This window comes from Streptococcus cristatus (genome assembly GCF_003943515.1).
Classification (GTDB): domain Bacteria; phylum Bacillota; class Bacilli; order Lactobacillales; family Streptococcaceae; genus Streptococcus; species Streptococcus cristatus_D.
Window position 1 is genome coordinate 39,786 of record NZ_RJPT01000001.1, and the last position, 24,088, is coordinate 63,873.

Annotated in this window: 24 protein-coding genes; 18 read left to right on the forward strand and 6 right to left on the reverse strand. The window is 43.5% G+C overall.

From position 1 onward, the window contains the following. The first annotated feature begins 43 nt into the window (after window positions 1-43). The 13 genes from mnmA (at window position 44) to rpsD (ending at window position 12,934) form a co-directional block, all read left to right on the forward strand. A complete protein-coding gene (gene mnmA, locus D8791_RS00210) occupies window positions 44-1,165 on the forward strand; it encodes a tRNA 2-thiouridine(34) synthase MnmA (protein ID WP_125445865.1) in 1,122 nt (373 codons plus the stop codon). A 21-nt stretch (window positions 1,166-1,186) separates the two neighbouring features. Further along, a complete protein-coding gene (locus D8791_RS00215) occupies window positions 1,187-1,618 on the forward strand; it encodes an SseB family protein (RefSeq protein ID WP_045499945.1) in 432 nt (143 codons plus the stop codon). 146 nt (window positions 1,619-1,764) lie between these two features. Beyond that, entirely contained in the window at window positions 1,765-3,675 is a 1,911-nt protein-coding gene (mnmG, locus tag D8791_RS00220; protein WP_037586116.1) for a tRNA uridine-5-carboxymethylaminomethyl(34) synthesis enzyme MnmG, read from the forward strand. A 289-nt stretch (window positions 3,676-3,964) separates the two neighbouring features. After that, window positions 3,965-5,950, forward strand: coding sequence for a DHH family phosphoesterase (locus D8791_RS00225; protein ID WP_185760518.1), 1,986 nt, complete (start codon window positions 3,965-3,967; stop codon window positions 5,948-5,950). A gap of 1 nt (window position 5,951) precedes the next feature. Further along, window positions 5,952-6,404, forward strand: coding sequence for a 50S ribosomal protein L9 (gene rplI, locus D8791_RS00230; protein ID WP_005591407.1), 453 nt, complete (start codon window positions 5,952-5,954; stop codon window positions 6,402-6,404). A gap of 26 nt (window positions 6,405-6,430) precedes the next feature. Then, entirely contained in the window at window positions 6,431-7,786 is a 1,356-nt protein-coding gene (gene dnaB / locus D8791_RS00235) for a replicative DNA helicase (RefSeq protein ID WP_005592121.1), read from the forward strand. 1 nt (window position 7,787) lies between these two features. Continuing rightward, complete coding sequence (locus D8791_RS00240; RefSeq protein WP_005592064.1) at window positions 7,788-8,060, forward strand: Veg family protein; 273 nt, start codon at window positions 7,788-7,790, stop codon at window positions 8,058-8,060. Window positions 8,061-8,264: 204 nt separating this feature from the next. Further along, window positions 8,265-8,888 (forward strand): HAD family hydrolase, encoded by a 624-nt coding sequence (locus D8791_RS00245; RefSeq protein ID WP_185760546.1) that lies wholly within the window; start codon window positions 8,265-8,267, stop codon window positions 8,886-8,888. A 409-nt stretch (window positions 8,889-9,297) separates the two neighbouring features. Then, the gene (locus D8791_RS00250; protein ID WP_125445867.1) at window positions 9,298-9,588 is read left to right on the forward strand and encodes a thiamine-binding protein; all 291 of its coding nucleotides are present in this window, start codon (window positions 9,298-9,300) and stop codon (window positions 9,586-9,588) included. Further along, window positions 9,551-10,303 carry an ABC transporter permease gene (locus D8791_RS00255; RefSeq protein ID WP_125445868.1) on the forward strand — a complete coding sequence of 251 codons (753 nt, stop codon included), beginning with the start codon at window positions 9,551-9,553 and terminating at the stop codon, window positions 10,301-10,303. The genes D8791_RS00250 and D8791_RS00255 overlap by 38 nt, the downstream gene beginning before the upstream one ends. Before the next feature lie 43 nt (window positions 10,304-10,346). Beyond that, window positions 10,347-11,345, forward strand: a complete 999-nt coding sequence (locus tag D8791_RS00260) for an ABC transporter substrate-binding protein (RefSeq protein WP_185760519.1) — start codon at window positions 10,347-10,349, stop codon at window positions 11,343-11,345. Beyond that, window positions 11,345-12,067 carry an ABC transporter ATP-binding protein gene (locus D8791_RS00265; protein WP_125445869.1) on the forward strand — a complete coding sequence of 241 codons (723 nt, stop codon included), beginning with the start codon at window positions 11,345-11,347 and terminating at the stop codon, window positions 12,065-12,067. The genes D8791_RS00260 and D8791_RS00265 overlap by 1 nt, the downstream gene beginning before the upstream one ends. A 255-nt stretch (window positions 12,068-12,322) precedes the next feature. After that, the gene (rpsD, locus tag D8791_RS00270; RefSeq protein ID WP_000092756.1) at window positions 12,323-12,934 is read left to right on the forward strand and encodes a 30S ribosomal protein S4; all 612 of its coding nucleotides are present in this window, start codon (window positions 12,323-12,325) and stop codon (window positions 12,932-12,934) included. Window positions 12,935-13,038: 104 nt separating this feature from the next. Here rpsD and D8791_RS00275 read toward each other — a convergent pair whose 3' ends face one another. Next, the gene (locus D8791_RS00275) at window positions 13,039-13,569 is read right to left on the reverse strand and encodes a TetR/AcrR family transcriptional regulator (protein ID WP_125445870.1); all 531 of its coding nucleotides are present in this window, start codon (window positions 13,567-13,569) and stop codon (window positions 13,039-13,041) included. A 141-nt stretch (window positions 13,570-13,710) separates the two neighbouring features. Between D8791_RS00275 and D8791_RS00280 the strand changes: the two genes are divergently transcribed. From D8791_RS00280 to D8791_RS00300, 5 genes are all read left to right on the forward strand, one after another. Continuing rightward, complete coding sequence (locus tag D8791_RS00280; protein ID WP_125445871.1) at window positions 13,711-16,110, forward strand: YhgE/Pip domain-containing protein; 2,400 nt, start codon at window positions 13,711-13,713, stop codon at window positions 16,108-16,110. A 240-nt stretch (window positions 16,111-16,350) separates the two neighbouring features. Beyond that, entirely contained in the window at window positions 16,351-17,076 is a 726-nt protein-coding gene (locus tag D8791_RS00285) for a polyphosphate polymerase domain-containing protein (RefSeq protein ID WP_125445872.1), read from the forward strand. Further along, the gene (locus D8791_RS00290; RefSeq protein WP_125445873.1) at window positions 17,069-17,749 is read left to right on the forward strand and encodes a DUF4956 domain-containing protein; all 681 of its coding nucleotides are present in this window, start codon (window positions 17,069-17,071) and stop codon (window positions 17,747-17,749) included. Before D8791_RS00285 ends, D8791_RS00290 begins: the two co-directional genes overlap by 8 nt. Window positions 17,750-17,769: 20 nt before the next feature. Further along, window positions 17,770-19,020, forward strand: a complete 1,251-nt coding sequence (locus tag D8791_RS00295; protein ID WP_125445874.1) for a carbohydrate-binding domain-containing protein — start codon at window positions 17,770-17,772, stop codon at window positions 19,018-19,020. Between the two features lie 105 nt (window positions 19,021-19,125). Next, entirely contained in the window at window positions 19,126-20,376 is a 1,251-nt protein-coding gene (locus tag D8791_RS00300) for a S41 family peptidase (RefSeq protein WP_125445875.1), read from the forward strand. Between the two features lie 39 nt (window positions 20,377-20,415). Here D8791_RS00300 and D8791_RS00305 read toward each other — a convergent pair whose 3' ends face one another. The 5 genes from D8791_RS00305 to D8791_RS00325 all read right to left on the reverse strand — a co-directional run bounded on the left by D8791_RS00305 (window position 20,416) and on the right by D8791_RS00325 (window position 23,930). Beyond that, complete coding sequence (locus tag D8791_RS00305; protein WP_125445876.1) at window positions 20,416-21,369, reverse strand: S66 family peptidase; 954 nt, start codon at window positions 21,367-21,369, stop codon at window positions 20,416-20,418. Between the two features lie 68 nt (window positions 21,370-21,437). Then, on the reverse strand, window positions 21,438-22,052 hold the full coding sequence (locus D8791_RS00310; protein ID WP_125445877.1) for an HAD family hydrolase: 615 nt from the start codon (window positions 22,050-22,052) through the stop codon (window positions 21,438-21,440). 73 nt (window positions 22,053-22,125) lie between these two features. Then, the gene (locus tag D8791_RS00315) at window positions 22,126-23,025 is read right to left on the reverse strand and encodes a DUF4097 family beta strand repeat-containing protein (protein ID WP_125445878.1); all 900 of its coding nucleotides are present in this window, start codon (window positions 23,023-23,025) and stop codon (window positions 22,126-22,128) included. Beyond that, a complete protein-coding gene (locus tag D8791_RS00320; protein WP_125445879.1) occupies window positions 23,018-23,617 on the reverse strand; it encodes a DUF1700 domain-containing protein in 600 nt (199 codons plus the stop codon). The genes D8791_RS00315 and D8791_RS00320 overlap by 8 nt, the downstream gene beginning before the upstream one ends. After that, entirely contained in the window at window positions 23,604-23,930 is a 327-nt protein-coding gene (locus tag D8791_RS00325; protein ID WP_125445880.1) for a PadR family transcriptional regulator, read from the reverse strand. Before D8791_RS00325 ends, D8791_RS00320 begins: the two co-directional genes overlap by 14 nt. Between the last annotated feature and the right edge of the window lie 158 nt (window positions 23,931-24,088).

The window sequence follows — 24,088 nt, forward strand, 5'->3', positions numbered from 1 at the left end:
CACGACCTTCAATCGTGAAATAACGAAAAGATGGGAGAACACAATGAGTGATAACTCTAAGATTCGTGTCGTCGTTGGTATGAGCGGAGGTGTCGATTCATCAGTAACTGCTTTACTCTTGAAAGAGCAAGGTTACGATGTAATTGGTATCTTCATGAAAAACTGGGACGACACAGATGAATTTGGTGTCTGCACGGCCACAGAAGACTACAAAGATGTAGCAGCTGTTGCAGACCAGATTGGCATTCCTTACTACTCTGTCAACTTTGAGAAAGAGTACTGGGATCGCGTTTTTGAATACTTCTTGGCGGAATACCGCGCTGGTAGGACTCCAAATCCAGATGTCATGTGTAACAAGGAAATCAAGTTTAAAGCCTTCCTTGACTATGCCTTGACACTGGGTGCAGATTACGTTGCAACGGGTCACTATGCTCAGGTGAAGAGAGACCAAGATGGCTTGGTCCATATGTTACGTGGCAAGGATAACAATAAGGATCAGACCTACTTCTTGAGCCAACTATCACAGGAACAACTTCAGAAAACTATGTTTCCTCTGGGTCATTTAGAAAAGCCAGAAGTTCGGGCGATTGCTGAAAGAGCCGGCTTAGCCACTGCTAAGAAAAAAGATTCGACTGGTATTTGCTTCATTGGTGAGAAGAATTTCAAAGAATTTCTGAGTCAATATTTACCAGCCCAGCCTGGTCGCATGATGACAATGGATGGCCGAGATATGGGTCAGCACGCAGGACTCATGTATTATACCATTGGCCAGCGAGGTGGTCTTGGGATCGGTGGTCAGCAGGGTGGTGATAATGAACCTTGGTTTGTGGTCGGAAAAGATCTTAGCCAAAATATTCTTTATGTTGGTCAAGGATTCTATCATGACCATTTAATGTCAACCAGCCTTGACGCTAGTCAGGTTCATTTCACGAAAGAAATGCCGGAAGAATTTACTATGGAATGTACAGCTAAGTTCCGTTATCGTCAGCCTGATTCCAAGGTGACAGTTACTGTAAAGGGTGACAAGGCTGTTGTCAACTTCGATCAACCACAAAGGGCAGTTACTCCAGGCCAAGCAGTCGTTTTCTATGATGGAGAAGAGTGTTTAGGTGGTGGCTTGATTGACAGAGCTTATAAGAATGGTCAAGTCTTGCAGTACATTTAAGTAACTACAAGAGGAACGAGAATGTTTCAATTTTTTAAGAAAAAGACTGATAAGAAGGACAGACTTGAAACTCTTTCTGACTACAAGAAGCAGTATTTGCATGAAAAAACGACAGAATCTATAGAGGCATTATTTAAGGTATTAAAGCAATCTAAGGTTTGGGTTCCCTTCAATGCTTATCTGATAGATGAAAGTGAAGGTCAAGAAGGTGTTCGCCTAAAACCCGATATTCTGCAAAAGGGAGATGATTATTTCTATCCCTGTTTCTCAAACGAGCAAGAGATTCCAAAAGAATACTATGATCGCTTTTCTTGGTTGCAACTGCCTGTCACAGATTGTTTGTTTGCAGTTGAAGGCAGAGGGAGATTTCCATTAAGAGGGATTGTTCTAGACGCATTCTCTGAATCTGTCGAGATTGATAAAGAAGCTTTTGAAGCGATTCGCCAATCTTAGTTGCTTTAGATTGACAATTCAACATAATTTGCTAAAATAAGATAAGCAATACCTATGATGGTCAAAGCTCATGGATGTTGCAGGCTTTTTTGCCCTGCACTTCTAGAGACTTGGCCTTTTTTGGTGAAAAAATGAAGGAAAAAGAAATGACACACAATTTTACTGAAAGTTATGATGTTATCGTGATTGGAGCGGGGCATGCTGGGGTAGAAGCTTCTCTGGCTGCCAGTCGCATGGGATGTAAAGTTCTGCTAGCAACTATCAATATTGAGATGCTGGCTTTTATGCCTTGTAATCCATCTATTGGAGGGTCTGCAAAAGGCATTGTTGTCCGTGAAGTAGATGCTTTGGGCGGGGAGATGGCTAAGAATATCGATAAGAGCTATATTCAGATGAAAATGCTCAACACGGGTAAGGGACCTGCAGTTCGGGCTCTTCGGGCGCAGGCAGATAAAGAGCTCTATTCTAAAGAAATGCGCAAGACTGTTGAAAATCAAGAAAATTTGACTTTGCGACAAACCATGATTAATGAAATCTTGGTTGAAGATGGTAAAGTAATTGGTGTTAAAACAGCGACGCAACAGGAATATGCAGCTAAAGCTGTCATTGTTACAACTGGAACAGCTTTGCGGGGAGAAATTATCATTGGTGATCTCAAGTATTCATCTGGTCCAAACCATAGCTTGGCAGCCATTCCTTTAGCAGATAACCTGCGGGATCTAGGCTTTGAAATTGGCCGTTTTAAAACTGGAACGCCTCCACGTGTTAAGGCATCATCGATCAATTATGATGTGACCGAGATTCAGCCAGGTGATGAAAAGGCCAATCATTTTTCATACACATCTCGTGATGAAGACTATGTGAAAGATCAAGTGCCTTGCTGGTTGACTTATACCAATGCAGAAAGTCATGAAATTATCCAAAATAACCTGCACCGGGCTCCTATGTTTTCAGGTATCGTTAAAGGAGTAGGGCCTCGCTATTGTCCATCTATTGAGGATAAGATCGTCCGTTTTGCGGATAAGGAACGCCACCAGCTTTTCTTAGAGCCTGAGGGTCGTGATACGGAAGAAGTTTATGTGCAGGGGCTGTCAACTAGTCTGCCAGAAGATGTACAGAAGGACTTGGTTCACTCTATCAAAGGTTTAGAAAATGCTGAGATGATGCGGACAGGCTATGCCATTGAGTACGATATGATTATGCCTCACCAGTTGCGGGCAACCTTGGAAACTAAGAAAATTTCAGGGCTCTTTACAGCAGGTCAGACCAATGGGACTTCTGGTTATGAAGAAGCCGCTGGTCAAGGGATTATTGCTGGGATTAATGCGGCCTTGAAGATCCAAGGTAAGCCAGAGTTGATCTTGAAGCGTAGTGATGGTTACATTGGAGTCATGATTGATGATTTGGTGACCAAGGGGACTGTAGAACCCTATCGACTCTTGACTAGCCGAGCGGAGTACCGTTTGATTCTCCGCCATGACAATGCTGATATGCGTTTGACAGAGATTGGCCGAGAAATTGGTCTGGTAGATGATGAGCGCTGGGCTCGTTTCGAGATTAAAAAGAATCAATTTGACAACGAGATGAAGCGCTTGGAATCCATCAAATTGAAACCTGTCAAGGAAACCAATGCTAAGATAGAAGCGCTTGGCTTTAAAGCTCTGACAGATGCAGTGACAGCCAAAGAATTTATGCGGCGACCGGAAGTGTCTTATCAAGATGTGGTTCAATTCATTGGTCCAGCGGCAGAAGAATTGGATGAAAAGATTATCGAGCTAATTGAGACAGAGATTAAGTACGAAGGCTATATTTCTAAAGCTCTTGATCAGGTTGAGAAGATGAAACGTATGGAAGAAAAGCGGATTCCAGCCAATATTGACTGGGATGATATTGACTCGATTGCGACAGAGGCGCGTCAGAAGTTCAAGAAAATCAATCCAGAAACGATTGGTCAAGCCAGCCGTATTTCGGGTGTCAATCCAGCAGATATTTCTATTTTGATGGTTTACTTAGAAGGAAAGTCTAGAAGCATTTCTAAAAACAAAGCAAAATCATAGCCATATTAACGTACTATCTTATTGATAGTACGTTTTTTTGAATAATTTACAGAATTGTAAATACCTGTTTACAAAAAAACTCTTTTATATAGAGAAATATTTACAACTACTGTCAACTTTTTGTTTAATAAATTTTACAAGATTTACACATATTGTAAATTGATTATGAATGCTTATTTGAGAATAGATCTGGGATTTGAGTCTTTCTTGCTTTACAAGTATTCAAGGGCGGTGAAAACTCGCTTTTTTTAAGAAAATATGGTAAAATGGCGCAATAAGAGGTTTTTTAATGAAAAGAATTCGTTTTTCCCCGAGCCACTTTGCGATAGTGGGGGTTACTTCCTTTATCATATTAGCTATTTGTCTACGCCTTTTTGGTGATAGTTTGCCTATGCTGGTGTCTCTTTTCATAGTGCTGGCGCTTTTAGTTTGGCTATTTATTCAGCAGCAAAGAGTGACTGAATTGGACGAGCTTGAGCAGATTCGCTATGTCAATCATCAAGCAGAGGGAAGTTTAGCTTCTTTGTTGGATAAGATGCCAGTTGGTGTGATTAAAATCAATGAAAATAGTGGAGATGTGGACTGGTTCAATCCTTATGCTGAATTGATTTTTACAACGGATGATGGGGAGCTAAATAGTGATCTCCTTCAGGAAATTATCCAGCTTGCTGCTTCGAAATCGGGTAGCTACGCAACAGTAGGAGATAACCAGTATTCTGTTTACTTTGATTCAGCTTCTAGTGTCCTGTACTTTTTTGATGCATCAAGTGAGTATGAAGCAACAGTTGGGCTCGTTACGACGCGACCAGTTATCGGTGTTGTCTCAGTTGATAATTATGATGATTTAGAAGATGCTGTATCAGATTCAGATATCAGCCATATCAATAGCTTTGTAGCTAACTTTGTAGCAGAGTTTTCTGAGCAATTTCATATGTTCTACCGTCGGGTGGGAATGGATCGTTATTATCTTTTCACGGATTATACGGTTTTGGAACAACTGATGGATAGTAAATTTTCGATCATTGATCAATTTCGGACAGAAGCCAAGAATCGAAAACTTCCCCTGACGCTTAGTATGGGCTTTTCTTACGGAGATGGTAAGCATGATGAAATTGGTAAGATTGCCCTCCTTAATCTTAACCTAGCTGAGGTCCGGGGTGGTGACCAAGCGGTTGTCAAAGAGAATGACGAGACCAAGAATCCAGTTTATTTTGGTGGTGGAACGGCTGCATCTGTCAAACGTACACGTACGCGTACGAGGGCTATGATGGCGGCTATTTCAGATAAAATCAAGAGTGTGGATCAAGTTTTTGTGGTTGGTCATCGCAATCTTGATTTGGATGCCTTAGGCTCCGCGGTGGGTATGCAGCTTTTTGCTAGCAATATCATTGAGAAAGCCTATGTTGTGTATGATGACCAACAGATGGGTTCAGATATCTATCGCTCTATTCAAAAATTGACGTCGGAAGGCGCTGATTATCTTTTGTCGATTTCGGAAGCCATGAACCGAGTGACCAGTCGTTCTCTCTTGATAATGGTGGACCACTCGAAGCTGGCCTTAACGCTTTCAAGGGAATTATTTGACCGATTTAGTCAGACGATTGTGGTGGATCATCACCGCCGTGATGAGGATTTCCCTGAAAATGCAGTTATCGCCTATATCGAAAGTGGGGCCAGCAGTGCCAGCGAATTGGTAACGGAGCTGATTCAGTTTCAAAATTCCAAGAAGAATCGCCTGAATAAAATTCAAGCCAGCCTGCTTATGGCTGGGATTATGCTGGATACCAAGAAATTCACTTCCAGAGTGACCAGTCGAACCTTTGATGTAGCCAGTTATTTGCGGGCTCGGGGCAGTGACAGTGTAGTCATTCAGGATATTTCTTCGACGAATTTTGAAGAGTATCGAGCAGTCAATGAGCTGATTTTGACAGGTAAGAAGCTTTTGCCAAATGTGATTGTAGCAGCGGGTGCTGAAAATGCTAGCTATGATACAGTCGTCATTAGTAAGGCAGCTGACACCATGCTTGCCATGTCAGGCATTGAAGCAACCTTTGTGGTCAGCAGGAATACCGAGGGTTATGTATCCATTTCAGCTCGTAGTCGCAGTAAGATCAATGTTCAGCGGATTATGGAGAAAATGGGTGGTGGCGGCCACTTTAATCTAGCAGCAGCACAAGTTAGCGATCAAACGGTTGCTGAAGTCACTCAACGTCTAAATCAAGAGATTATGGATCAAGTGATGGATAATGAGGAATCAATAGAAAAGGAGAAATAAAATGAAAGTTATTTTTTTAGAGGATGTAAAAGGAAAAGGGAAAAAAGGGGAAATCAAGGAAGTACCTACTGGCTATGCTCAAAATTTCCTGATTAAGAAAAATCTGGCTAAGGAAGCCAATGCGCAAGCTATCGGTGAGCTGAGAGGAAAGCAAAAATCTCAAGAAAAAGCCCACGCAGAAATGGTAGCAGAGGCTCAAGCTATCAAAGCTAAGTTGGAAGAAGAAGCAACGGTCGTGGCTTTTACAGAGAAAGTCGGACCAGACGGACGGACTTTCGGTTCGATTACCAACAAAAAAATTGCTGATGAACTACAAAAGCAATTTGGTCTAAAAATTGATAAACGGAATATCAAGGTTGATTCTCCCATTCGTTCGATTGGTTTGATTGATGTTCCTGTAAAGATTTACCAAGATGTGACAAGTGTGATTCGCCTGCGGGTTACGGAAGGGTAGAAAGGGAATAAAGGAAGGATTCACCTATGGCAGAGATTGATGAGTTGCGAGCTCAGCCTCAAGATATTTTAGCAGAGCAGTCTGTACTAGGGGCCATTTTCATCGATGAGAGCAAACTGGTCTTTGTCCGTGAATATATTGAGCCTGGGGATTTCTTTAAATATGCCCATCGGCTGATTTTTAAGGCTATGATTGACTTGGCGGATCGTGGGGATGCTATCGATGCGACCACCGTTCGCAATATTTTGGATAGCCAAGGAGACTTGCAGAATATTGGTGGCTTGAGCTATCTGGTGGAGGTCGTTAATTCTGTGCCGACTTCTGCCAATGCAGAGTACTATGCCAAGATCGTCTCTGAAAAAGCAATCTTACGCCGCTTGATTTCACGCTTGACAGAATCCATCAACCAAGCCTATGATGGGGAAAGACCATCCGAGGAAATCATTGCAGGAGCAGAAAAGGCTCTGATTGATGTCAGCGAAACGGCCAGCCGCAGTGGGTTTAAAAATATTCAAGATATTCTAAATCTTAACTTTGCTAATCTAGAAGCCCGTTCTCAGCAAACTACTGATATTACAGGGATTGCGACGGGTTACCGTGAGTTGGATAAGATGACGACGGGCTTGCACGAAGAAGAGTTAATCATCCTAGCTGCTCGTCCAGCGGTCGGTAAGACAGCCTTTGCCCTCAATATCGCCCAGAATATCGGGACTAAGCTGGATAAGACAGTGGCTATCTTCTCTCTAGAAATGGGGGCAGAGAGCCTGGTCGACCGGATGCTGGCTTCAGAAGGAGTGATTAATTCTCACTCCATTCGTACGGGGCAACTAACAGATGAAGAGTGGCAGAAATATACCATTGCGACGGCTAATCTGGCCAATGCGAGTATCTATATTGATGACACGCCAGGGATTCGGATTACGGAGATTCGTTCGCGAGCTCGTAAGTTGTCTCAAGAGACAGGCAATCTTGGTCTGATTTTGATTGACTACCTGCAGCTGATTACAGGAACGGGTCGAGAAAACCGTCAACAGGAAGTTTCGGAAATTTCCCGCCAGCTTAAGATTTTAGCGAAGGAGCTCAAGGTGCCGGTTATTGCTCTGAGTCAGCTCTCGCGTGGCGTGGAGCAGCGGCAGGATAAGCGACCAGTGCTGTCTGATATTCGGGAGTCTGGGTCTATCGAGCAGGATGCGGATATCGTAGCCTTTCTTTACCGGGATGACTACTATGAACGGGCCGGTGAGGAAGAGGAAGGCATTCCTAACAATAAGGTTGAAGTCATTATTGAGAAAAACCGGAGCGGAGCGCGTGGTACGGTTGAGCTAATTTTCCAAAAAGAATATAATAAGTTTTCAAGTATTTCTAAAAGAGAGGATGTATAGTATGAGTGATGCATTTACAGATGTAGCAAAAATGAAGAAAATCAAGGAGGACATCAAGGCTCACGAGGGGCAGATGGTAGAGATGACCTTAGAAAATGGCCGTAAGCGCCAAAAAAGCAAACAAGGTCGCTTGATTGAAGTTTATCCTTCTCTATTTATCGTTGAGTATGAAAATGAAGGGGGGCAGCCGGGTGAAATTGCTAACACCTATGTGGAGTCCTATACTTACTCAGATATTTTGACAGAGAAAAATTTAATTCGCTATTTTGACTAAGAATAATAGGTGATTCCAGAACTTTGTATTGCTTCCTAGAGTTGGGTAAAACCCAACTTTGAGGAACAGTTCATTTCTGGGATTTTTCTTAACCTAAACATGCTATACTAAGGATGGTTAAGATCAGCCGAATGGTGTATCTGCGAAGGCATGAGCTAGAGCTTACGAAAGCTCCTACATATAGAGAAAGGGCTGGTGAAAGAATTGATAAGAAATTTAGTTTTTGACTTAGGAAATGTCTTGATTGAATGGAATTCTGAAAAAATCTTGACCACTTTCGAACCTGAGAAAGAGCGTCGACAGATTCTTAGACAGGCTATTTTTGATTCGGATGTCTGGCATCAAACAGACAAGGGAGAGTTGAGCTTGAAAGAAGCCTGTGACGAAGTGCTAGCTCAGCTGGATGACTCCTACCATCCTGCTGTTCAGAATATCTTCTACAATTGGTATGAGGTTGTGGAGGTTTACAGTGGTTTACAGGAGCAGATTGGCTTATGGGCTAATCAAGGTTATCGCATTTACATCCTGTCAACTACTTGCGAGATTTTTTACCGTATTGAAAAAGCTGGTTTGCTGCCCATCTTTCCACTGCTGTCGGGCTATATCCTTTCCTCAGAAGTCGGGGTTGTCAAGCCAGAGCTAGAGATTTATCAAAAGCTACTAAAAAAGTATAGTCTTGATCCGACAGAGTCAGTCTTTATTGATGACATTCAAGCTAACTTGGATACGGCAGCTGAACTGGGTTTTGAAACCATCTTATCCACAAGTGAGCCAGAGAATATCAGGGCTATGGAGTCTTTGTTGGCTGCGAAAGGGAAGTTTGGCTAATTGATGATCGTTTGATTCACTTATCGTTGAAAAGTAGTGAGTCCAAGCTCCAATCTTGACATTTGCTGATGATTGCGTTATCATAATCCTATATATGGGAGTCTGTGTACAGTCTGAGAGGAAGTGTAAGCTTCGACCGCACCTGATCTGGGTAATGCCAGCGTAGGGAATTGTATTTGTAAAGACCTTGTGGTTTTGCTAAAATGGGGAATTATTCACCAATCTTTAGTTTACTGATGCATGCAACACCTTTTCCATATTGGAAAAGGTGTTTTTGTATGGAAAGCAAGGTGTTTATAAAGGGAGCTCGCTGTCTTTTTGATTAAAAACCAAGTTATTTTCTTGTGAATTTTAATCCTATCTGCATACATTATTCTCAGATGAAGCATGAAAGTAAGGAGGTGAAGAGATGAGAGCCAGTATCGCTTTACAAATTCTTCCTTTGTCACATGATGTGAATCGTTTGGCAGTCATAGAGGAAGTAATTGAATTTTTGCAAAAACAGCCAGTGAAGATGGTCGTGACGCCTTTTGAGACCGTTCTAGAAGGGGAATGGGAGACCTTATTTCCTATTCTGCAGCAGGCGATTGAGCTTGCAGGCACTCAGGCAGACAATGTCTTTGCTAATGTGAAAATAAATTATGGAAAGATTTTAAGTATTGATGAAAAACTTGAAAAATATCCTGCGACAGCAGATTAGCCTTTTTGGTATGCTGGGAATTCTTGTCATCTGGCAGGTCATGGGCTGGCTCAAGCTCTTACCCAAGTTTATCCTTCCGACACCTCTGGAAATCGGTCAGGCCTTTATCAGAGATGCAGGCTTTCTAGCAGGTCATAGTTGGGCGACCTTAAAAGTAGCCTTGCTGGGTTTAGTCTTGGGTGTCATCTTGGCCTGTATACTAGCTGTGCTCATGGACAGCATGAGCTGGCTCAATGATTTGATTTACCCAATGATGGTCGTGGTCCAGACGATTCCGACCATTGCTTTGGCGCCAATTCTGGTTCTCTGGCTGGGTTATGGGATTTTGCCTAAGATTGTGCTGATTATTTTGACGACGACTTTTCCGATTATCGTCAGTATTCTGGATGGTTTTCGGCATTGTGACCAGGATACTCTAACTCTCTTTGAGCTTATGCAGGCCAATCGCTGGCAGATTCTCTGGCATTTTAAGATTCCAGCTAGTTTGCCTTATTTCTATGCGGGCTTGCGCGTCAGTGTTTCCTATGCCTTTATCACGACCGTGGTTTCTGAATGGCTGGGCGGTTTCGAAGGCTTGGGTGTTTATATGATTCAGTCCAAGAAACTTTTCCAGTACGATACTATGTTTGCTATTATCATATTGGTTTCGGTTATCAGTCTTCTGGGGATGAAGCTGGTGGCTGTCAGTGAAAAATATGTCATTAAGTGGAAATAGGAGCTCAGCTCTGCTATTTCCAAAGAAAGAAAAGAGGATTATAATGAAAAAAACTTATAAAGTGTTCTTGGCAAGTTTGGCTGCCGTGTCAATCTTTGGCCTAGCGGCTTGTGGTAAGTCAGGCTCAGAGTCTGCTAGTAAGGATAAAAAGATTGATTTTATTCTAGACTGGTCACCAAACACCAACCATACTGGCCTTTATGTAGCTCAGGAAAAGGGCTACTTTAAGGAAGCAGGTGTGGATGTGGATATCAAGTTACCGCCTGAAGATAGCAGTTCGGATTTGATTATCAACGGCAAGGCACCTTTTGGTATCTATTTCCAGGACTCCATGGCTAAAAAACTGGATAAGGGTGCAGAAATCACGGCTGTTGCAGCCATTGTAGAGCATAATACTTCGGGCATTATTTCCAAAAAATCTGCAGGGATTACAAGTCCTAAGGATCTGGCCGGGAAGAAATACGGTACTTGGAATGATCCAGTGGAGCTGGGTATGCTGAAAACTTTGGTAGAAAGCCAAGGTAGCAAGTTTGATGATGTAGAGAAGGTTCCAAATAACGATTCCAACTCAATTACGCCGATTGAAAATGGCTTGTTTGATGCAGCATGGATTTATCATGGCTGGGACGGTATCATGGCTCAAACTCAGGGCATGGACACAAATTTCTTTTACATGAAGGACTATGTCAAGGAGTTTGACTATTACTCTCCAGTGATCATTGCCAATAATGACTATCTGAAGAAGAATCCAGACGAGGCGAAAAAGGTTTTACAGGCCATCAAGAAGGGCTACCAATATGCTATGGAGCACCCTGAAGAAGCAGCGGATATTTTAATCAAGCATGCGCCAGAGCTGAAGAACAAACGAGACTTTGTCTTGGCTTCCCAAAAATATCTGTCTGAGCAATATGCATCGGATAAGGACAAGTGGGGTCAGTTTGAGGCTAGCCGCTGGAATGCCTTTTACAAATGGACCAAGGATAAGGGCATCGTGAACAATGACTTGAGTGACAAGGGATTCAGCAACGATTATATAAAATAATGACAGAAATTAAACTTGAAAATGTAAGCTACGCTTATGATGAGCAGCAGATTTTGAAAGATATCAGCCTAGAGGTAGAAGCAGGTCAGGTGGTGGCGATTTTGGGTCCTAGTGGCGTTGGGAAATCGACTCTCTTTAATCTGATTGCTGGGATTTTGGAGGTCCAGTCGGGCAGGATTATCCTAGACGGGCAGGAAAATCCTAAGGGGCGGGTGAGCTATATGCTGCAGAAGGACTTGCTGCTGGAGCACAAGACGGTGTTGGGCAATGTCATCTTGCCCCTGCTAATCCGAAAGGTATCCAAAAAGGAAGCGACGGAGCAGGCAAGTCAGATTTTGAAGGAGTTCGGGCTCTTTGATGTGGCAGACAAGTATCCACATGAGCTGAGCGGGGGAATGCGGCAGCGCGTGGCCCTGCTAAGGACCTATATGTTCGGGCACAAGCTATTTCTTCTGGACGAGGCCTTTAGTGCCTTGGATGAGCTGACCAAGATGGAGCTACACGCTTGGTATCTGGACATTCACCGTAAGTTGGGCTTGACGACTCTTCTCATTACTCATAGCATCGAGGAGGCTCTGGCTCTCAGCGACCGTATCTATATTCTGAAAAATCGGCCTGGGCAAATCGTAGCAGATCTCCAGCTGACTTGGTCAGACAGTGAGGCTAAGGAACTACAAAAGCTGCGATACAAGCAGGAGATTTTGAAGCTTTTGGGGCTATAAGTTGCCTTGTTTTCTAAAAATGACTTGAATCAAGCCTCTGGGCTTGATTTTTTTGTAGGAGTCCCTTTACTTTTGACTTTATTCATGGTACAATAGCCTTTGTGTGAAATAGCAGCAGGAAAGCATGGAGCTCGTCAACAGAACATCAGCTATAAAAGTAGCCTTAGCTGTTTGGGCGAAAATGTTCTGCACGAATCAGGGCTTTCTAAGTGACTATTTCCACCGAAATATTTTTATTTTTAGGAGGACATTCACATGTCACGTTATACAGGACCATCTTGGAAACAAGCTCGTCGCCTTGGCCTTTCACTTACAGGTACAGGTAAAGAATTGGCACGTCGTAACTACGTACCAGGACAACACGGACCAAACAACCGTTCTAAATTGTCAGAATACGGTTTGCAATTGGCTGAAAAACAAAAACTTCGTTTCACTTACGGTGTAGGTGAAAAACAATTCCGTAACTTGTTCGTACAAGCTACAAAAATCAAAGGTGGAATCCTTGGTTTCAACTTCATGCTTCTTTTGGAACGTCGTTTGGATAACGTTGTTTACCGTCTTGGTCTTGCGACTACTCGTCGTCAAGCTCGTCAATTCGTAAACCACGGTCACATCCTTGTTGACGGAAAACGCGTTGATATTCCATCATACCGCGTAACTCCAGGTCAAGTGATCTCAGTTCGCGAAAAATCATTGAAAGTTCCTGCAATCCTTGAAGCGGTAGAAGCTACTCTTGGACGTCCAGCATTCGTATCATTCGACGCTGAAAAATTGGAAGGTTCATTGACTCGCTTGCCAGAACGCGACGAAATCAACCCAGAAATCAACGAAGCACTTGTCGTTGAATTCTACAACAAAATGCTTTAATTTCTATTGGAAATTTATTCAGAAGCCGTTTTCGGCTTCTTTTTTATTCGATTAATAAAAAGAGGCTGGGATATCTTGTCCCAGTCTTTATTAGTTCTTGGGTTTTATAGCATCTTTAAAAGAAGATTAGCCATTTGTTCAGGGCTTTCCTTACTGCCTCGGGCGATCCACATTTGGTAGACGCCAAAGAAGGCATTAACGAGGTAGACGATGCCGTATTCCTTTTCGATTTGATTGAAAGCTTTATTGCGAAACCGTTCCTGTAGGATTTGGGAAAGTAAGGATTGGAGCTTATGGCGTAGGAAATTTTGGATTTCCCTGGTGCCATTTTCCGTCAAGAGGGCAGCCAGAAGAGGCTCTTGGGTCAGGAACTGAAAGACCTCTGTGATAGCGACTGCGACATCTTCACGATTGTGCTCAAAGATGTATTCTAGTTGATGAAAGAGCCCTTGCTGATAGCGCTCAATCATATCATATTTATCCTTGTAGTGCGTATAAAAGCTACTGCGACTGATACCAGCAGCTCGGGCCAATTCGACTGTTGTGATGTGGTCAAAAGACTCTTTCTGCAATAATTCAACCATGGCCTTCTCAATGATGGCCTTGGTTTTTTTACGTTTATTACTTTCTGTCATTTTAATCTTTCCTTTATGATTGAATTGTACAAAATTAGACAAGGTGTACAAAAACAGAATTTTCTGCTTGCCTTAATTTTTTTATTGTGTATAATCTATTATATCAAATTTTTAGACAATGTGTATAAAAAAGGAGAAGAGATGTTCAAAGAATGGAAAGCGATCTTCAAAAAACCAAAGATTATTGTAGTCATGCTGGGGGTTGCCTTAATTCCAGCCTTGTATAATGTGATTTTTTTGAGCTCTATGTGGGATCCATATGGCAAACTTTCTGATTTGCCAGTAGCGGTGGTCAATCAGGACCAGAAGGCAAGCTTATATGGAAAAGACTTGTCCATTGGTTCAGATATGGTTCAAGATATGAAGAAAAATGCAGCGATGGATTTTCATTTTGTGGATAAGGATCAGGCAGAGAAGGGACTGGAAAAGGGCGACTATTACATGGTGGTGACTCTACCCAAGGATCTATCAGCCAATGCGGCTAGTATCTTGAGCAATCAGCCCAAGCAGGTCACGATTCACTATCAAACATCCAGTGGGCATAGTTTTATCGCTAGTAAAATGAGTGATTCTGCCATGACTTCGATGAAGCAATCGGTCAGTCAGAAGATCACGAACAGCTATGTGACCAGCCTTTTTGCGAGTATGGATAAGCTAAAAGGTGGACTTAGCACGGCTGCAGATGGTACAGCTAAATTGGCCGAAGGCAGTCAGGAATTGGCAAATGGCGGCCAAAAGCTCTCTACTAACTTGGAAAGCCTAGCTCAGTCCAGCCTCACTTTCTCAGATGGAGCCACAGCGCTGTCAACTGGTCTGGTAGCATACACAAATGGAGTGGCTCAGATCAATGCTGGCTTGCCGACTTTTACTAGCAAGATGACAGAGTATACAGATGGAGTTGGGCAGCTTTCAGCTGGTGCCAGTCAATTAACCGCTCAGTCACAAACTTTACTAAATGGAACCAACCAACTGACGGGCAATTCACAGGAATTAGTCGCTGGTGTGGAGCGACTAAACAGCGGCTTGGCAGAACTGCAATCATCTGTTAATAGTAGTGTTACTGCTAATCAAGAAAAGGTTGCTCAGTTGACGGCGGGTCTAGATCAGCTCAATACAGCCATTCAGAATGCCACATCGGGAACAAGCTTGCCAACGGAAACAATTGCGGCTTCTCTCACGACGATTGCGACCAATGCGCAGTCTTTGGCAAGTAGTGCGCAAAGTGATCGGGCGGCAGCCGTGGCTGCTTTAGAAGGCACAGCTGCTTACCAAAAACTTTCTACCGATGAGCAAGAAGAACTAAAATCAGCTCTAGCAGGTGGTACTGATTTTAGCAGTAGTGCAGCGGCAACTATTGTACAGGAAGTCCAGACCATCCAGACGAATCTGCAAGGTATGCAAACAGCCAGCAGTCAGGCAAGTCAGCTGTCGGCAGCGGCCAACCAAGTCCTGCCAGGTGCTTCAGCTATGATTAGTGGTCTCTATGGTGGCTTGGGTCAGGTAAATGAAGCGCTATCCTCTGCCAGCACTGGTTCAGCGACCCTTTCTCAAGGCATTACGGCTTATACAGGTGGCCTTTCTCAAGTAGCTCAGGGAGTAGCGGCTTATACTACAGGGGTCGACCAGCTTTCTCAAGGAGCGGCTAATTTAGCGAGCCATAATGACCAAGTGACTTCAGGAATCGGTCAAATCAGCTCAGGCCTCTCTCAATTACATGATAAATCATCTACTTTGGTCGCAGGGATGCAAACATTATCTACAGGTGCCACTCAAATGGCAGATGGTTCTCAGCAGTTAGCGACTGGTGGTCTCACCTTGAACAGTGGGCTGGGAAATTTATCAATCGGCGCTCAGACTCTAAATACAGGGTTGACGGATGCCAAGGGTCAATTGTCCGAGCTTTCAGTGACAGAGGACAATGCGGCTGCCTTGGCTGGTCCTGTCGAACTGAAAAAGACAGATAAAGATCAGGTCGGTAAAAATGGTATTGGTATGGCTCCCTACATGATTTCTGTTGCTCTTTTTGTAGCGGCGATTTCTACCAATGTTATTTTTGGCACGCTTCCTTCTGGTCAAGTTCCAGCTTCTCGCAAAGCTTGGCTTAAGGCTCGTTTGGAGGTCAATGGCTTGATTTCTGTTTTGGCTGGCATCTTGGTTTACGGAGCAGTTCATTTGATCGGTCTTAAGGCTAACTACGAATGGATGACGCTGGCCTTGACTGTTTTAGCCAGCATGGCCTTTATGGCGGTTGTGACGACTCTGGTCACTTGGGATAGTAAGGTTGGGGCCTTTATCTCCTTGATCCTCTTGCTCCTGCAACTGGCTTCCAGCGCTGGTACTTATCCGCTGCCCCTGACGGCGGAAATCTTCCAAATGCTCAATCCAATCTTGCCGATGAGCTATGCGGTGTCAGGACTGAGGGAAACGATCTCGATGAATGGTCAAATCGGTGGCCAACTAGCCTTCTTGACTGCGACTTTACTGTTTTTCATGGTTTTAGGTACAATAGCTTATCGCCCTGATAAGAAGAAAATCATTTAAGATAGAGAAGAGTGCAGATTATTTTCTCTATGAAAGGAACAACTTGGTTTTGTGAACAGAACCAAGTTTTTTGTTTCACGTGAAACAGTAGAGAATTTTGCTGTGTAGATTTTCTCCACAAGTCTATGTTATTCAGTATGAAAATAAGAATGTTTTGTTTTCTTTAAGTTTTCTTTAGCCTTGCTTTAAGTTTTCATCCGTAAAATGGCTCTAGTTACAAGAAAGACAGGGGGAGAATCCATGGCTAAAAAGACATTTAAAGATAAATTTCAACGATTTGAAACCAAATACATTATTTCCAAAGAAACCTTGGCCGATTTATTGACCGAGTTTGAAAGCCATCTGGTGGAGGATGAGCATGCTTACTCGACCATCCATAATCTTTACTACGACACCGCGACTTATCAAATGATTCGTGAGTCCTTAGAAAAGCCCTATTTTAAAGAAAAATTGCGCGTGCGGACCTACGATGAAAATCCAAGAGAAGACAGTCAAGTCTTTTTGGAAATCAAGAAAAAAGTGCGTAAGATTGTCTACAAGCGCCGCATTTCGACAGATCTAGTGGCTGCCGAGGCTTACTTGGAGGGCGATCACAGTAAGATTGAAGATTGTCAGATTCGTGAGGAAATCGACTGGCTGAGTCAGCGCTATGGTGGCCTGCAGCCCATGATGTATATCTACTATAATCGTTATTCTATGAAGGGGATTGAGGATCCCAATGTTCGCATTACCATTGACCACGATTTGACCTACCGCAACTATGATTTGAGCCTCTTGCATGGTCATTACGGGGAAAATCTTCTGTCGGATCATCATGTGATTATGGAAGTCAAGGTGCCAGGAGCCTATCCGCTCTGGCTAAGTGAGATTTTGGACCGCCATCAGGTCTTCCCAAGCTCCTTTTCCAAATACGGGGTTGCTTACAAGAAAACGACAGACTATAAAGGAGCTGTAAATCATGCTTAGTCACTTATTCTATGATATTTTTACCGATACGGCCGTAGATCCGGCTATGATGATGTTGGCTATTGGAGTATCCTTGCTTTTGGGCTTAGTCATTGCCAAGGTTTACCAGTTTAAGACAGTTTACAGCAAATCCTTTGTGATGAGTTTGGCGCTTTTGCCGACCTTGATTGCAATTGTGATTTTCTTGGTCAATGGAAGTTTGGGAGCAGGGGTTGCCGTTATGGGAGCTTTCAGCTTGATTCGTTTCCGTTCTGCACCGGGAGGTGCCAAGGAGCTGGTGTCCATTTTTCTGGTCATGACAATTGGGATTGCCATCGGAATGGGCTATCTGGTCTTTGCGACCGTCTTTACCTTCATCATGTCGCTCGCCATGCTGCTGCTTGAAGTGGTTAATTTTGGACAGATGAAGCATTCCATGCGCCAGCTGACTGTTGTCATACCAGAAAGTCTGGACTATGAAAGCATTTTTGATGATATTTTCAACAAAGCTGCCAATCATGTTGAACTGGCTAATGTCAAAACCTCTGATATGGGGAGCTTGTTCAAGATTAAATACATCATTCAGCTGAATGGTCGAATGACCGAAAAAGAACTCATCGATGCCCTACGCACGCGCAATGGAAATCTAGAGATTGCCATCAGCCGCTATATCACGAAAGAAAATGAATTATAATATCTAGAAAGAGGCCAATCATGAAAACAGGCAAGAAAAAAATATTTCAGAAAATAAAACTAATGGTGCCCCTAGCGCTGATGAGCGTTAGCTTGGGAGCTTGCAGCTTGACCAGCCAGTCCAGCGCTCCTACGAGTGCTAGTACCACGACCACTCAAACGGCTATCAGTACGACAAAGACAGATACATCTAGCTATTTTACGGATCGTGATCAGGATGCTTCTTATGATGAGTCGACAGCAACCAAGATTAGCTTGAGCGGCTCTACAGCCAAGGTATCCGGTGACGGAGCGAGCGTTTCTGGCTCAACGGTGACCATTACGGCAGCCGGGACTTATGTCCTCTCTGGCAGCAGTGAAAATGTGCAGATTGTCGTCAAGGCTGGCGATCAAGACAAGGTGCAAATCGTCTTGGATGGCGTGACTATGACAGGGACGGATGCAGCCATTGTGGTAGAAAATGCGGATAAAACCTTCATTACCCTAGCTGAAGGCAGCAAAAATAGCATTTCTGACTCAGCCAATCACACCAATACTGACTACGATGCGGCCATTTACAGTAAAGACGACTTGACTTTCAACGGCTCAGGCAGTCTGACCATCGAAGGAAAATACGGTAACGCAGTCGAGTCTAATGATGACCTGCGCATCACAGGCGGGACTTATACGATTAAAGGCTACAAGAATGGCTTATCAGCCAATGATGCCATCAACATCAAGGAAGCTAGTCTGGATATTACCGCGACGGAGGATGCGATCCACGCAGATAATGACGAGGATACTTCGCTTGGAAATCTCTATATCCAGTCTGGCACCATTACGATTAATGCTGGAGATGACGGCCTTCATGCCAGCAATGCAGCGGTGATTGACGGTGGCACCATCACAGTCAAGTCCAGTGTCGAAGCTTTAGAGGGAACAAATGTCACGATTAACAGCGGTACACTTGATCTTTATGCGACGGATGATGGGATCAATGCAGCCAGTACGGCGACTGGGGCTGAGATTTTTATCAAGATTACTGGTGGTGATATCAAGGTTGAGGTCGGCCAAGGCGATACAGATGCTCTTGACTCCAATGGCGATATCATCATGACAGGCGGAAACCTAGCCATCACATCCACTGTATCTGCCTTTGACTTTGATGGTAAGGCTACCTATACGGGCGGGACTATCACGGTTAATGGGCAAAATCGAACCGAAATCACAGCAGATGGCCCTGGTGGTGGCGGTGCCCCAGGCGGCCAAGGTGGCGGTCCCGGCGGGCATTGATTAGAAAAAATCTAAGCAGAGATTGTGCTTAGATTTTTTTGTTTAAATCGGCATAAAATGTACAAAAATGATATACTAGTCTCAATAATGACAAGGAGTAATACGATGAGAAAAACGGCTATTTTTGAAGATGTTGTTTCGATTATGACCCAAGATTCGGCAACTAAAAAGGATATTGCCGGTGCGGATCCGACTGGTTTTCGCGAATGTATTTCAGACGATATGAGTGAAAAGGACTTTCTTTATCAGGTTCAGACTTATCTAGCTAGCTTCGGAGTTATCGGCCACGTAGCTTTTCGGGAGAAATATGCTAAGCCAAAAGGTTTTGTTCTACGTTCAATAATCCAAGGACTTTATGTTGAGCAGGCTAATGCAGATACGAATTTACAGGCGGGCGATCAAATTGTGAAACTGGATGGACAGCATCTAGAAGAATTTTATAGGATGCACCGAGCGTATTTTACCAGTTCAACACCCGAGCGAAACTACCGTGAGTGGAGCGAATTGATTTCAAAAGCTAGGCAAGTGACTGTTTTGCGAGCAGGAGCAGAGCAAATCCTTTCAGTTGAGCCTAGCCAGAATCCTATAGAGAGCCGATTTGAATGGAAAGAGTTAGAAAAGGGTGTTATTTATCTCCGTTTGGATGACTTTAGGAACGAGAAAGCCATCAACAAACTCTATCAGGAAGCACAAGATACTATCAAGAGGGCTGCTTGTCTGGTGATTGATGTCCGTCAGAATACTGGCGGGATGGACTCGCTGTATTTTCCCCTGCTCCACTATGCTCTTTCTGAGGGGCAAAGCTATTCTGACTTGGACTGGACTGATGAAGGGATGGAAATTCTCTACACAGAGCGGAATGTCGACCTGCGTTTGAAAGATTTTGAAGCCTACGTGCAACAGGAAGGGATTAACCAGGAGACGAAGGATTTGTTGGAGATAATCATGCAAGACCTGCAGGCCAATCGGGGCAAAGGCTATGTCAAATTTGGAGGCGAGGACAGGGAAATGTTTCCTAATGTGAAAGGAGGAAGCCATCCTGAGAAGATTTTTGTCTTGGCAGATGTTTACTGTGCTTCGTCGGGAGACAATTTTGTCCAGATGATGAAATGGTTTCCTAAGGTGACGGTTCTGGGGCGCCCGACTCTTGGAATACTAGATTATTCCAACTGCTGTCAGGTAGATTATGGTGACTATAGTTTGAACTTTCCAACTTCACGCGCTCTAGCACTTGATAAGGGACAGGGGATGACAGACAAGGGGATTGAACCAGACATCCTTATTCCTTGGACAGTTGAGCATCTGGAGCGGGATGTGGATTTGGAGCGCTGTTTAGCGATGATTCATGACTTTTAGATATCAAAAACGACCTTTTGTTTGGAGGTCGTTTCATGTTTATTCATCAATTCTGATGGCCATTTTTTCCGTATCCACGGTCATTTGAGCACCGATGGTAATGGTAAAGAGCGGCTGAGTATGGGCAAAGTCCAAGTCATAGAGGACGGGAATAGTCTTGAGAATTGGATGTTTATCCAAGATGTAAAGGAGCAACTCCTCTGTCATCTGGCATTCTTTTGGAAAGCGACCGACGAGAAGGGCCTGTGGGTTAGGATAGGCCTGAAGGAGGGCGGCAAGATTGCGGTCAAACTCTACATAATCATCTTCCTCTGCCTCTTCAACAAAGAGGACATAGTTTTCATCTGTCGGGGCATAGGGTGTCCCGCGCAGAAGTGAGAAGGTAGAGAGATTGCCGCCGATAGCAGTGGCTTGGGCTTTTCCATGGTTGTAGACTTTCCACTCTGTCTCATGGAAAGTCAGTGGCGCATCTGGAAGATACCAAGCATTACTGCCCCATTTTTCACTAGGAGTCAATTCATAAGAAGTCTGGCTGACGGCCTTGAGCCAGCTCTCGGTCTGATAGTCCTGCAGGGCATCCATCTTAAAGCTAGAGTAGGACGGTCCCATGTAGGTTTTCATACCAGTCTTACTATAGATAGCGTTGAGCACGGCTGTTGTGTCTGAGTAGCCGCAGAAAATCTTAGGATTTCTAGCAATCAATTCAAAGTCCAGATAGGGCAGGAGCTCATTGCAGTTAAAACCTCCGATGGTGGCCAGAATAGCATCAACGGAGTCATCTGAGAAGGCAGCATGAATGTCTGCCACCCGGCTTTCGATGGAGGCAGAACCTAACATATCATTTTCCAGATAATGCTCCGAAAAAGACACGGTAAATCCTAACTTTTCCAAGCGCTCCTTGGCGGCTAGATTGGCCTCAAAGCCGCCAAGACGTTCGATTGACGACGAGGGACTGACGACCCGAATGTGCATGCCAGATGTGAGTTTTTTCATAGGGACCTCCTTATGATAAATTTTTATAGAGTATCATAACATAAAGGCTATAGGAAGTAAAGGTGGGGTTAGAGAACTTTTAGTAAGTCCGATAAGGAATTTACAGTAAAATCGGGTTCTTCTGAGGATGATTGGATTGGACTATATGCACTAAATCCTTGTTTTATCCAAATAGTTTTCATGCCTAATGCCTTAGCTGGCGCAATATCATTATCAAGTCTGTCACCAATCAAAGTCGCAGATGAAGCAGAACATGAAGCTTGTTGAAGGGCTAGTTGAAAAATTTTAGAACTAGGTTTAGAAAATCCACAATCAGCTGATGAGATAATCAGGTCAATCCATTGTCTGATACCAAAGTTTTCTAACCGCTTTTCTAAGTTAGGTAGCTGATTAGCAATAACACCTATTTTATAGCGATTATGCAAAGTTTCTAAAACTATTTTTGCATCTGGATAAAGTATTTCTAGCTCAGATTTCCACTTTGGTCGTTCTAAACCATACTCTTGTAGCGCTATTAAATCTCCCTTTAGCCCCTCTTGAAATAAAACTAGCATTCTCTGATAAAATGTATCATAAGTGATATTTGTTTCTGCGATTGCTTGTTCAATCCTATCCTGATAAGCTTTCTCTTCATTGATTAAAGTAGAACCAATATCAAAAAATAGCCATTTATAATTTGTCATTCGAAACACCTCTTTATTTTATTTTACCATTTTGAACTTTAAAAAACGGAACCAATCAGGCTCCGTTCTATTTTTAATGACTAATCTCAATACTGCCGGTGCTGGTGCGGGCGGTCAGCTTGGCTTGAGCCTGTTCATTGGTATGAATGACCCGATCGCCTATGAAGTCCTCTTGGTCGTGGCTGGTCTGCATGTCCTTGGGCAGTTCAATGTCACCTAGATCTGTTTGGAGATCCAGTGAGATGGCTTTGTAGGTCTCTTCGGCGAGGTGGAGATCAATGGAACCATTGCCGCTGGACATGTTGATATTGCCCTTGAGGGTTAGTTTATCACTAGTGATACTACCGTTGGCGAGACTGATTTGAGTATCGGTCAGGCTGGTTTGGACTAGCTCGATGCTGCCATTAGCACTTTCAATGCTACCGCTCTTAATTTGGCTCTGACTGAGTTCGATCGAACCATTACTGAGATCGGCTTTTAATTTTTTGATTGTCAGGTCATTGATTGATAGGCTGCCGTTAGCTAAACTGGCCTTAACCTCTTCCAAGCTCTTTCCCTTAGGTAGGCTTAGAGTGATTTGTTGAGTCCTTTCCAAATCTCCATTTATCAAGCCCAGTAGAGAGCGCAGACCGCTGTTAATGTTGATAAAAAAGCTTGATTCGTTAATGTATAAACTTCCGTTTTCAGCTTTAGTGGTTACTTTTTCAGATGTCTTGCCATCTCCTTGATAATAGGTCAAGTGAACCTTATCATCGGGCGATTCTTCGATAATAACCGAGCGGTTGCTCAGCTCTAGATTTAAGGAATGGATATTGCCATAGGTTTCTTCTTGCTTGGCCATCTTAGCGCTGGAAACGGAGCTTCTCACCAGATCCTGCAGACCACCACTTGCTAGCCCTGCCAGTATGAGGCCTAGACCCAGCAGACAGACAACAATCGCAATGCTGAACACGGTTTTTCTTACTTTAAACATGACGGCCTCCTTTCCGTGCCAAGGCTTGGGCGAGTTTGACAAAGCTGAGTTTGATAAAGCGAAGGATAGGACCAATGCTGAGATAGAAGAGTCCAGCCAAGCCTAAGGCTAAGAGGCTCATTCCCAAACTGAGGGCAAAAGCAGGAATCGAAGTAGCCATGCCGAGAGTCAGGCTGTCCCAAATCAGACTAGCCCCTAGGAGAAGCATAGCAAAGGTAAAGACGGCCATAACAAAAGCAAGGACACTGACGAGGAGGAAGAAAGTAAAAATCAAGGTCAAAGCCAAAATTAATAGAGGAATTGCTAGTGGAGCCGCCAAGATGGACAGAATGGCAATCTGGACGATCTGCTTGCTATTTTTGACAGAGCCAGCTTCTTGACTGTCTTCTTCTATTTTCTTGTCCAGAAGATTGATGATAATCTCGTGAGCCGCTTCCTTAGGATTGCCCAGTTCAGCTATAGCTGCTGCCTCTCCCTCTGGACCGACCTCGTCAAAGTACTCGGTGAAGTAGTCCATGGCTTCTTGATAGTCTTTTGCTGGCAACTTTTTTAAATATTTTTCTAGCTGGGCTAGATATTCAGTTCTTGTCATGGCGAACACTCCCTTCGATAATGCCCTTAATCATGCTGGTATAAAGCTCCCATTCATTTTTGAGGCTGACCAGTTGTTTCTGACCTGTTGGGGTCAGAGAGTAATATTTTCGTTTTCGACCTTGATATTCCTGAGAGTAAGTCGCTAAATACTGACTCTTTTCCAATTTTTTCAGGATAGGATAAAGCGTGGACTCCTTAATATCGGCAATGAGCTTGATAGTCTGGCTAATCTCGTAGCCATAGGAATCTTCTTTATCTAAAATCGCTAAAATCAGAAATTCTATCAGGGTAGAAGATGTAGGGAAATACATGCACTACCTCCTATATATAAAAATATTATATATAAACTTTCTACATATAGAATATCCTCTTTCGAACTAAAAGTCAAGTAATATATAGAAATTTTACTTATAGATTTTGAAAAGGTTTTCACCCTTGAAAGATAAGGGAAGTAACTCTTTTTCGCTTT

What these genes read in the sequence shown, in the direction of transcription:
- mnmG (WP_037586116.1), top strand. Translation starts at nt 1,765, where the DNA reads ATGACACACAATTTTACTGAAAGTTATGATGTTATCGTGATTGGAGCG.
- D8791_RS00320 (WP_125445879.1), bottom strand. Translation starts at nt 23,617, where the DNA reads ATGACAAGAACTGAATATCTAGCCCAGCTAGAAAAATATTTAAAAAAG.
- D8791_RS00315 (WP_125445878.1), bottom strand. Translation starts at nt 23,025, where the DNA reads ATGTTTAAAGTAAGAAAAACCGTGTTCAGCATTGCGATTGTTGTCTGT.
- dnaB (WP_005592121.1), top strand. Translation starts at nt 6,431, where the DNA reads ATGGCAGAGATTGATGAGTTGCGAGCTCAGCCTCAAGATATTTTAGCA.
- D8791_RS00250 (WP_125445867.1), top strand. Translation starts at nt 9,298, where the DNA reads ATGAGAGCCAGTATCGCTTTACAAATTCTTCCTTTGTCACATGATGTG.
- mnmA (WP_125445865.1), top strand. Translation starts at nt 44, where the DNA reads ATGAGTGATAACTCTAAGATTCGTGTCGTCGTTGGTATGAGCGGAGGT.
- rplI (WP_005591407.1), top strand. Translation starts at nt 5,952, where the DNA reads ATGAAAGTTATTTTTTTAGAGGATGTAAAAGGAAAAGGGAAAAAAGGG.
- D8791_RS00275 (WP_125445870.1), bottom strand. Translation starts at nt 13,569, where the DNA reads ATGACAGAAAGTAATAAACGTAAAAAAACCAAGGCCATCATTGAGAAG.
- D8791_RS00215 (WP_045499945.1), top strand. Translation starts at nt 1,187, where the DNA reads ATGTTTCAATTTTTTAAGAAAAAGACTGATAAGAAGGACAGACTTGAA.
- D8791_RS00265 (WP_125445869.1), top strand. Translation starts at nt 11,345, where the DNA reads ATGACAGAAATTAAACTTGAAAATGTAAGCTACGCTTATGATGAGCAG.
- rpsD (WP_000092756.1), top strand. Translation starts at nt 12,323, where the DNA reads ATGTCACGTTATACAGGACCATCTTGGAAACAAGCTCGTCGCCTTGGC.
- D8791_RS00300 (WP_125445875.1), top strand. Translation starts at nt 19,126, where the DNA reads ATGAGAAAAACGGCTATTTTTGAAGATGTTGTTTCGATTATGACCCAA.
- D8791_RS00310 (WP_125445877.1), bottom strand. Translation starts at nt 22,052, where the DNA reads ATGACAAATTATAAATGGCTATTTTTTGATATTGGTTCTACTTTAATC.
- D8791_RS00285 (WP_125445872.1), top strand. Translation starts at nt 16,351, where the DNA reads ATGGCTAAAAAGACATTTAAAGATAAATTTCAACGATTTGAAACCAAA.
- D8791_RS00225 (WP_185760518.1), top strand. Translation starts at nt 3,965, where the DNA reads ATGAAAAGAATTCGTTTTTCCCCGAGCCACTTTGCGATAGTGGGGGTT.
- D8791_RS00260 (WP_185760519.1), top strand. Translation starts at nt 10,347, where the DNA reads ATGAAAAAAACTTATAAAGTGTTCTTGGCAAGTTTGGCTGCCGTGTCA.
- D8791_RS00290 (WP_125445873.1), top strand. Translation starts at nt 17,069, where the DNA reads ATGCTTAGTCACTTATTCTATGATATTTTTACCGATACGGCCGTAGAT.
- D8791_RS00295 (WP_125445874.1), top strand. Translation starts at nt 17,770, where the DNA reads ATGAAAACAGGCAAGAAAAAAATATTTCAGAAAATAAAACTAATGGTG.
- D8791_RS00325 (WP_125445880.1), bottom strand. Translation starts at nt 23,930, where the DNA reads ATGTATTTCCCTACATCTTCTACCCTGATAGAATTTCTGATTTTAGCG.
- D8791_RS00305 (WP_125445876.1), bottom strand. Translation starts at nt 21,369, where the DNA reads ATGAAAAAACTCACATCTGGCATGCACATTCGGGTCGTCAGTCCCTCG.
- D8791_RS00255 (WP_125445868.1), top strand. Translation starts at nt 9,551, where the DNA reads ATGAAAAACTTGAAAAATATCCTGCGACAGCAGATTAGCCTTTTTGGT.
- D8791_RS00240 (WP_005592064.1), top strand. Translation starts at nt 7,788, where the DNA reads ATGAGTGATGCATTTACAGATGTAGCAAAAATGAAGAAAATCAAGGAG.
- D8791_RS00280 (WP_125445871.1), top strand. Translation starts at nt 13,711, where the DNA reads ATGTTCAAAGAATGGAAAGCGATCTTCAAAAAACCAAAGATTATTGTA.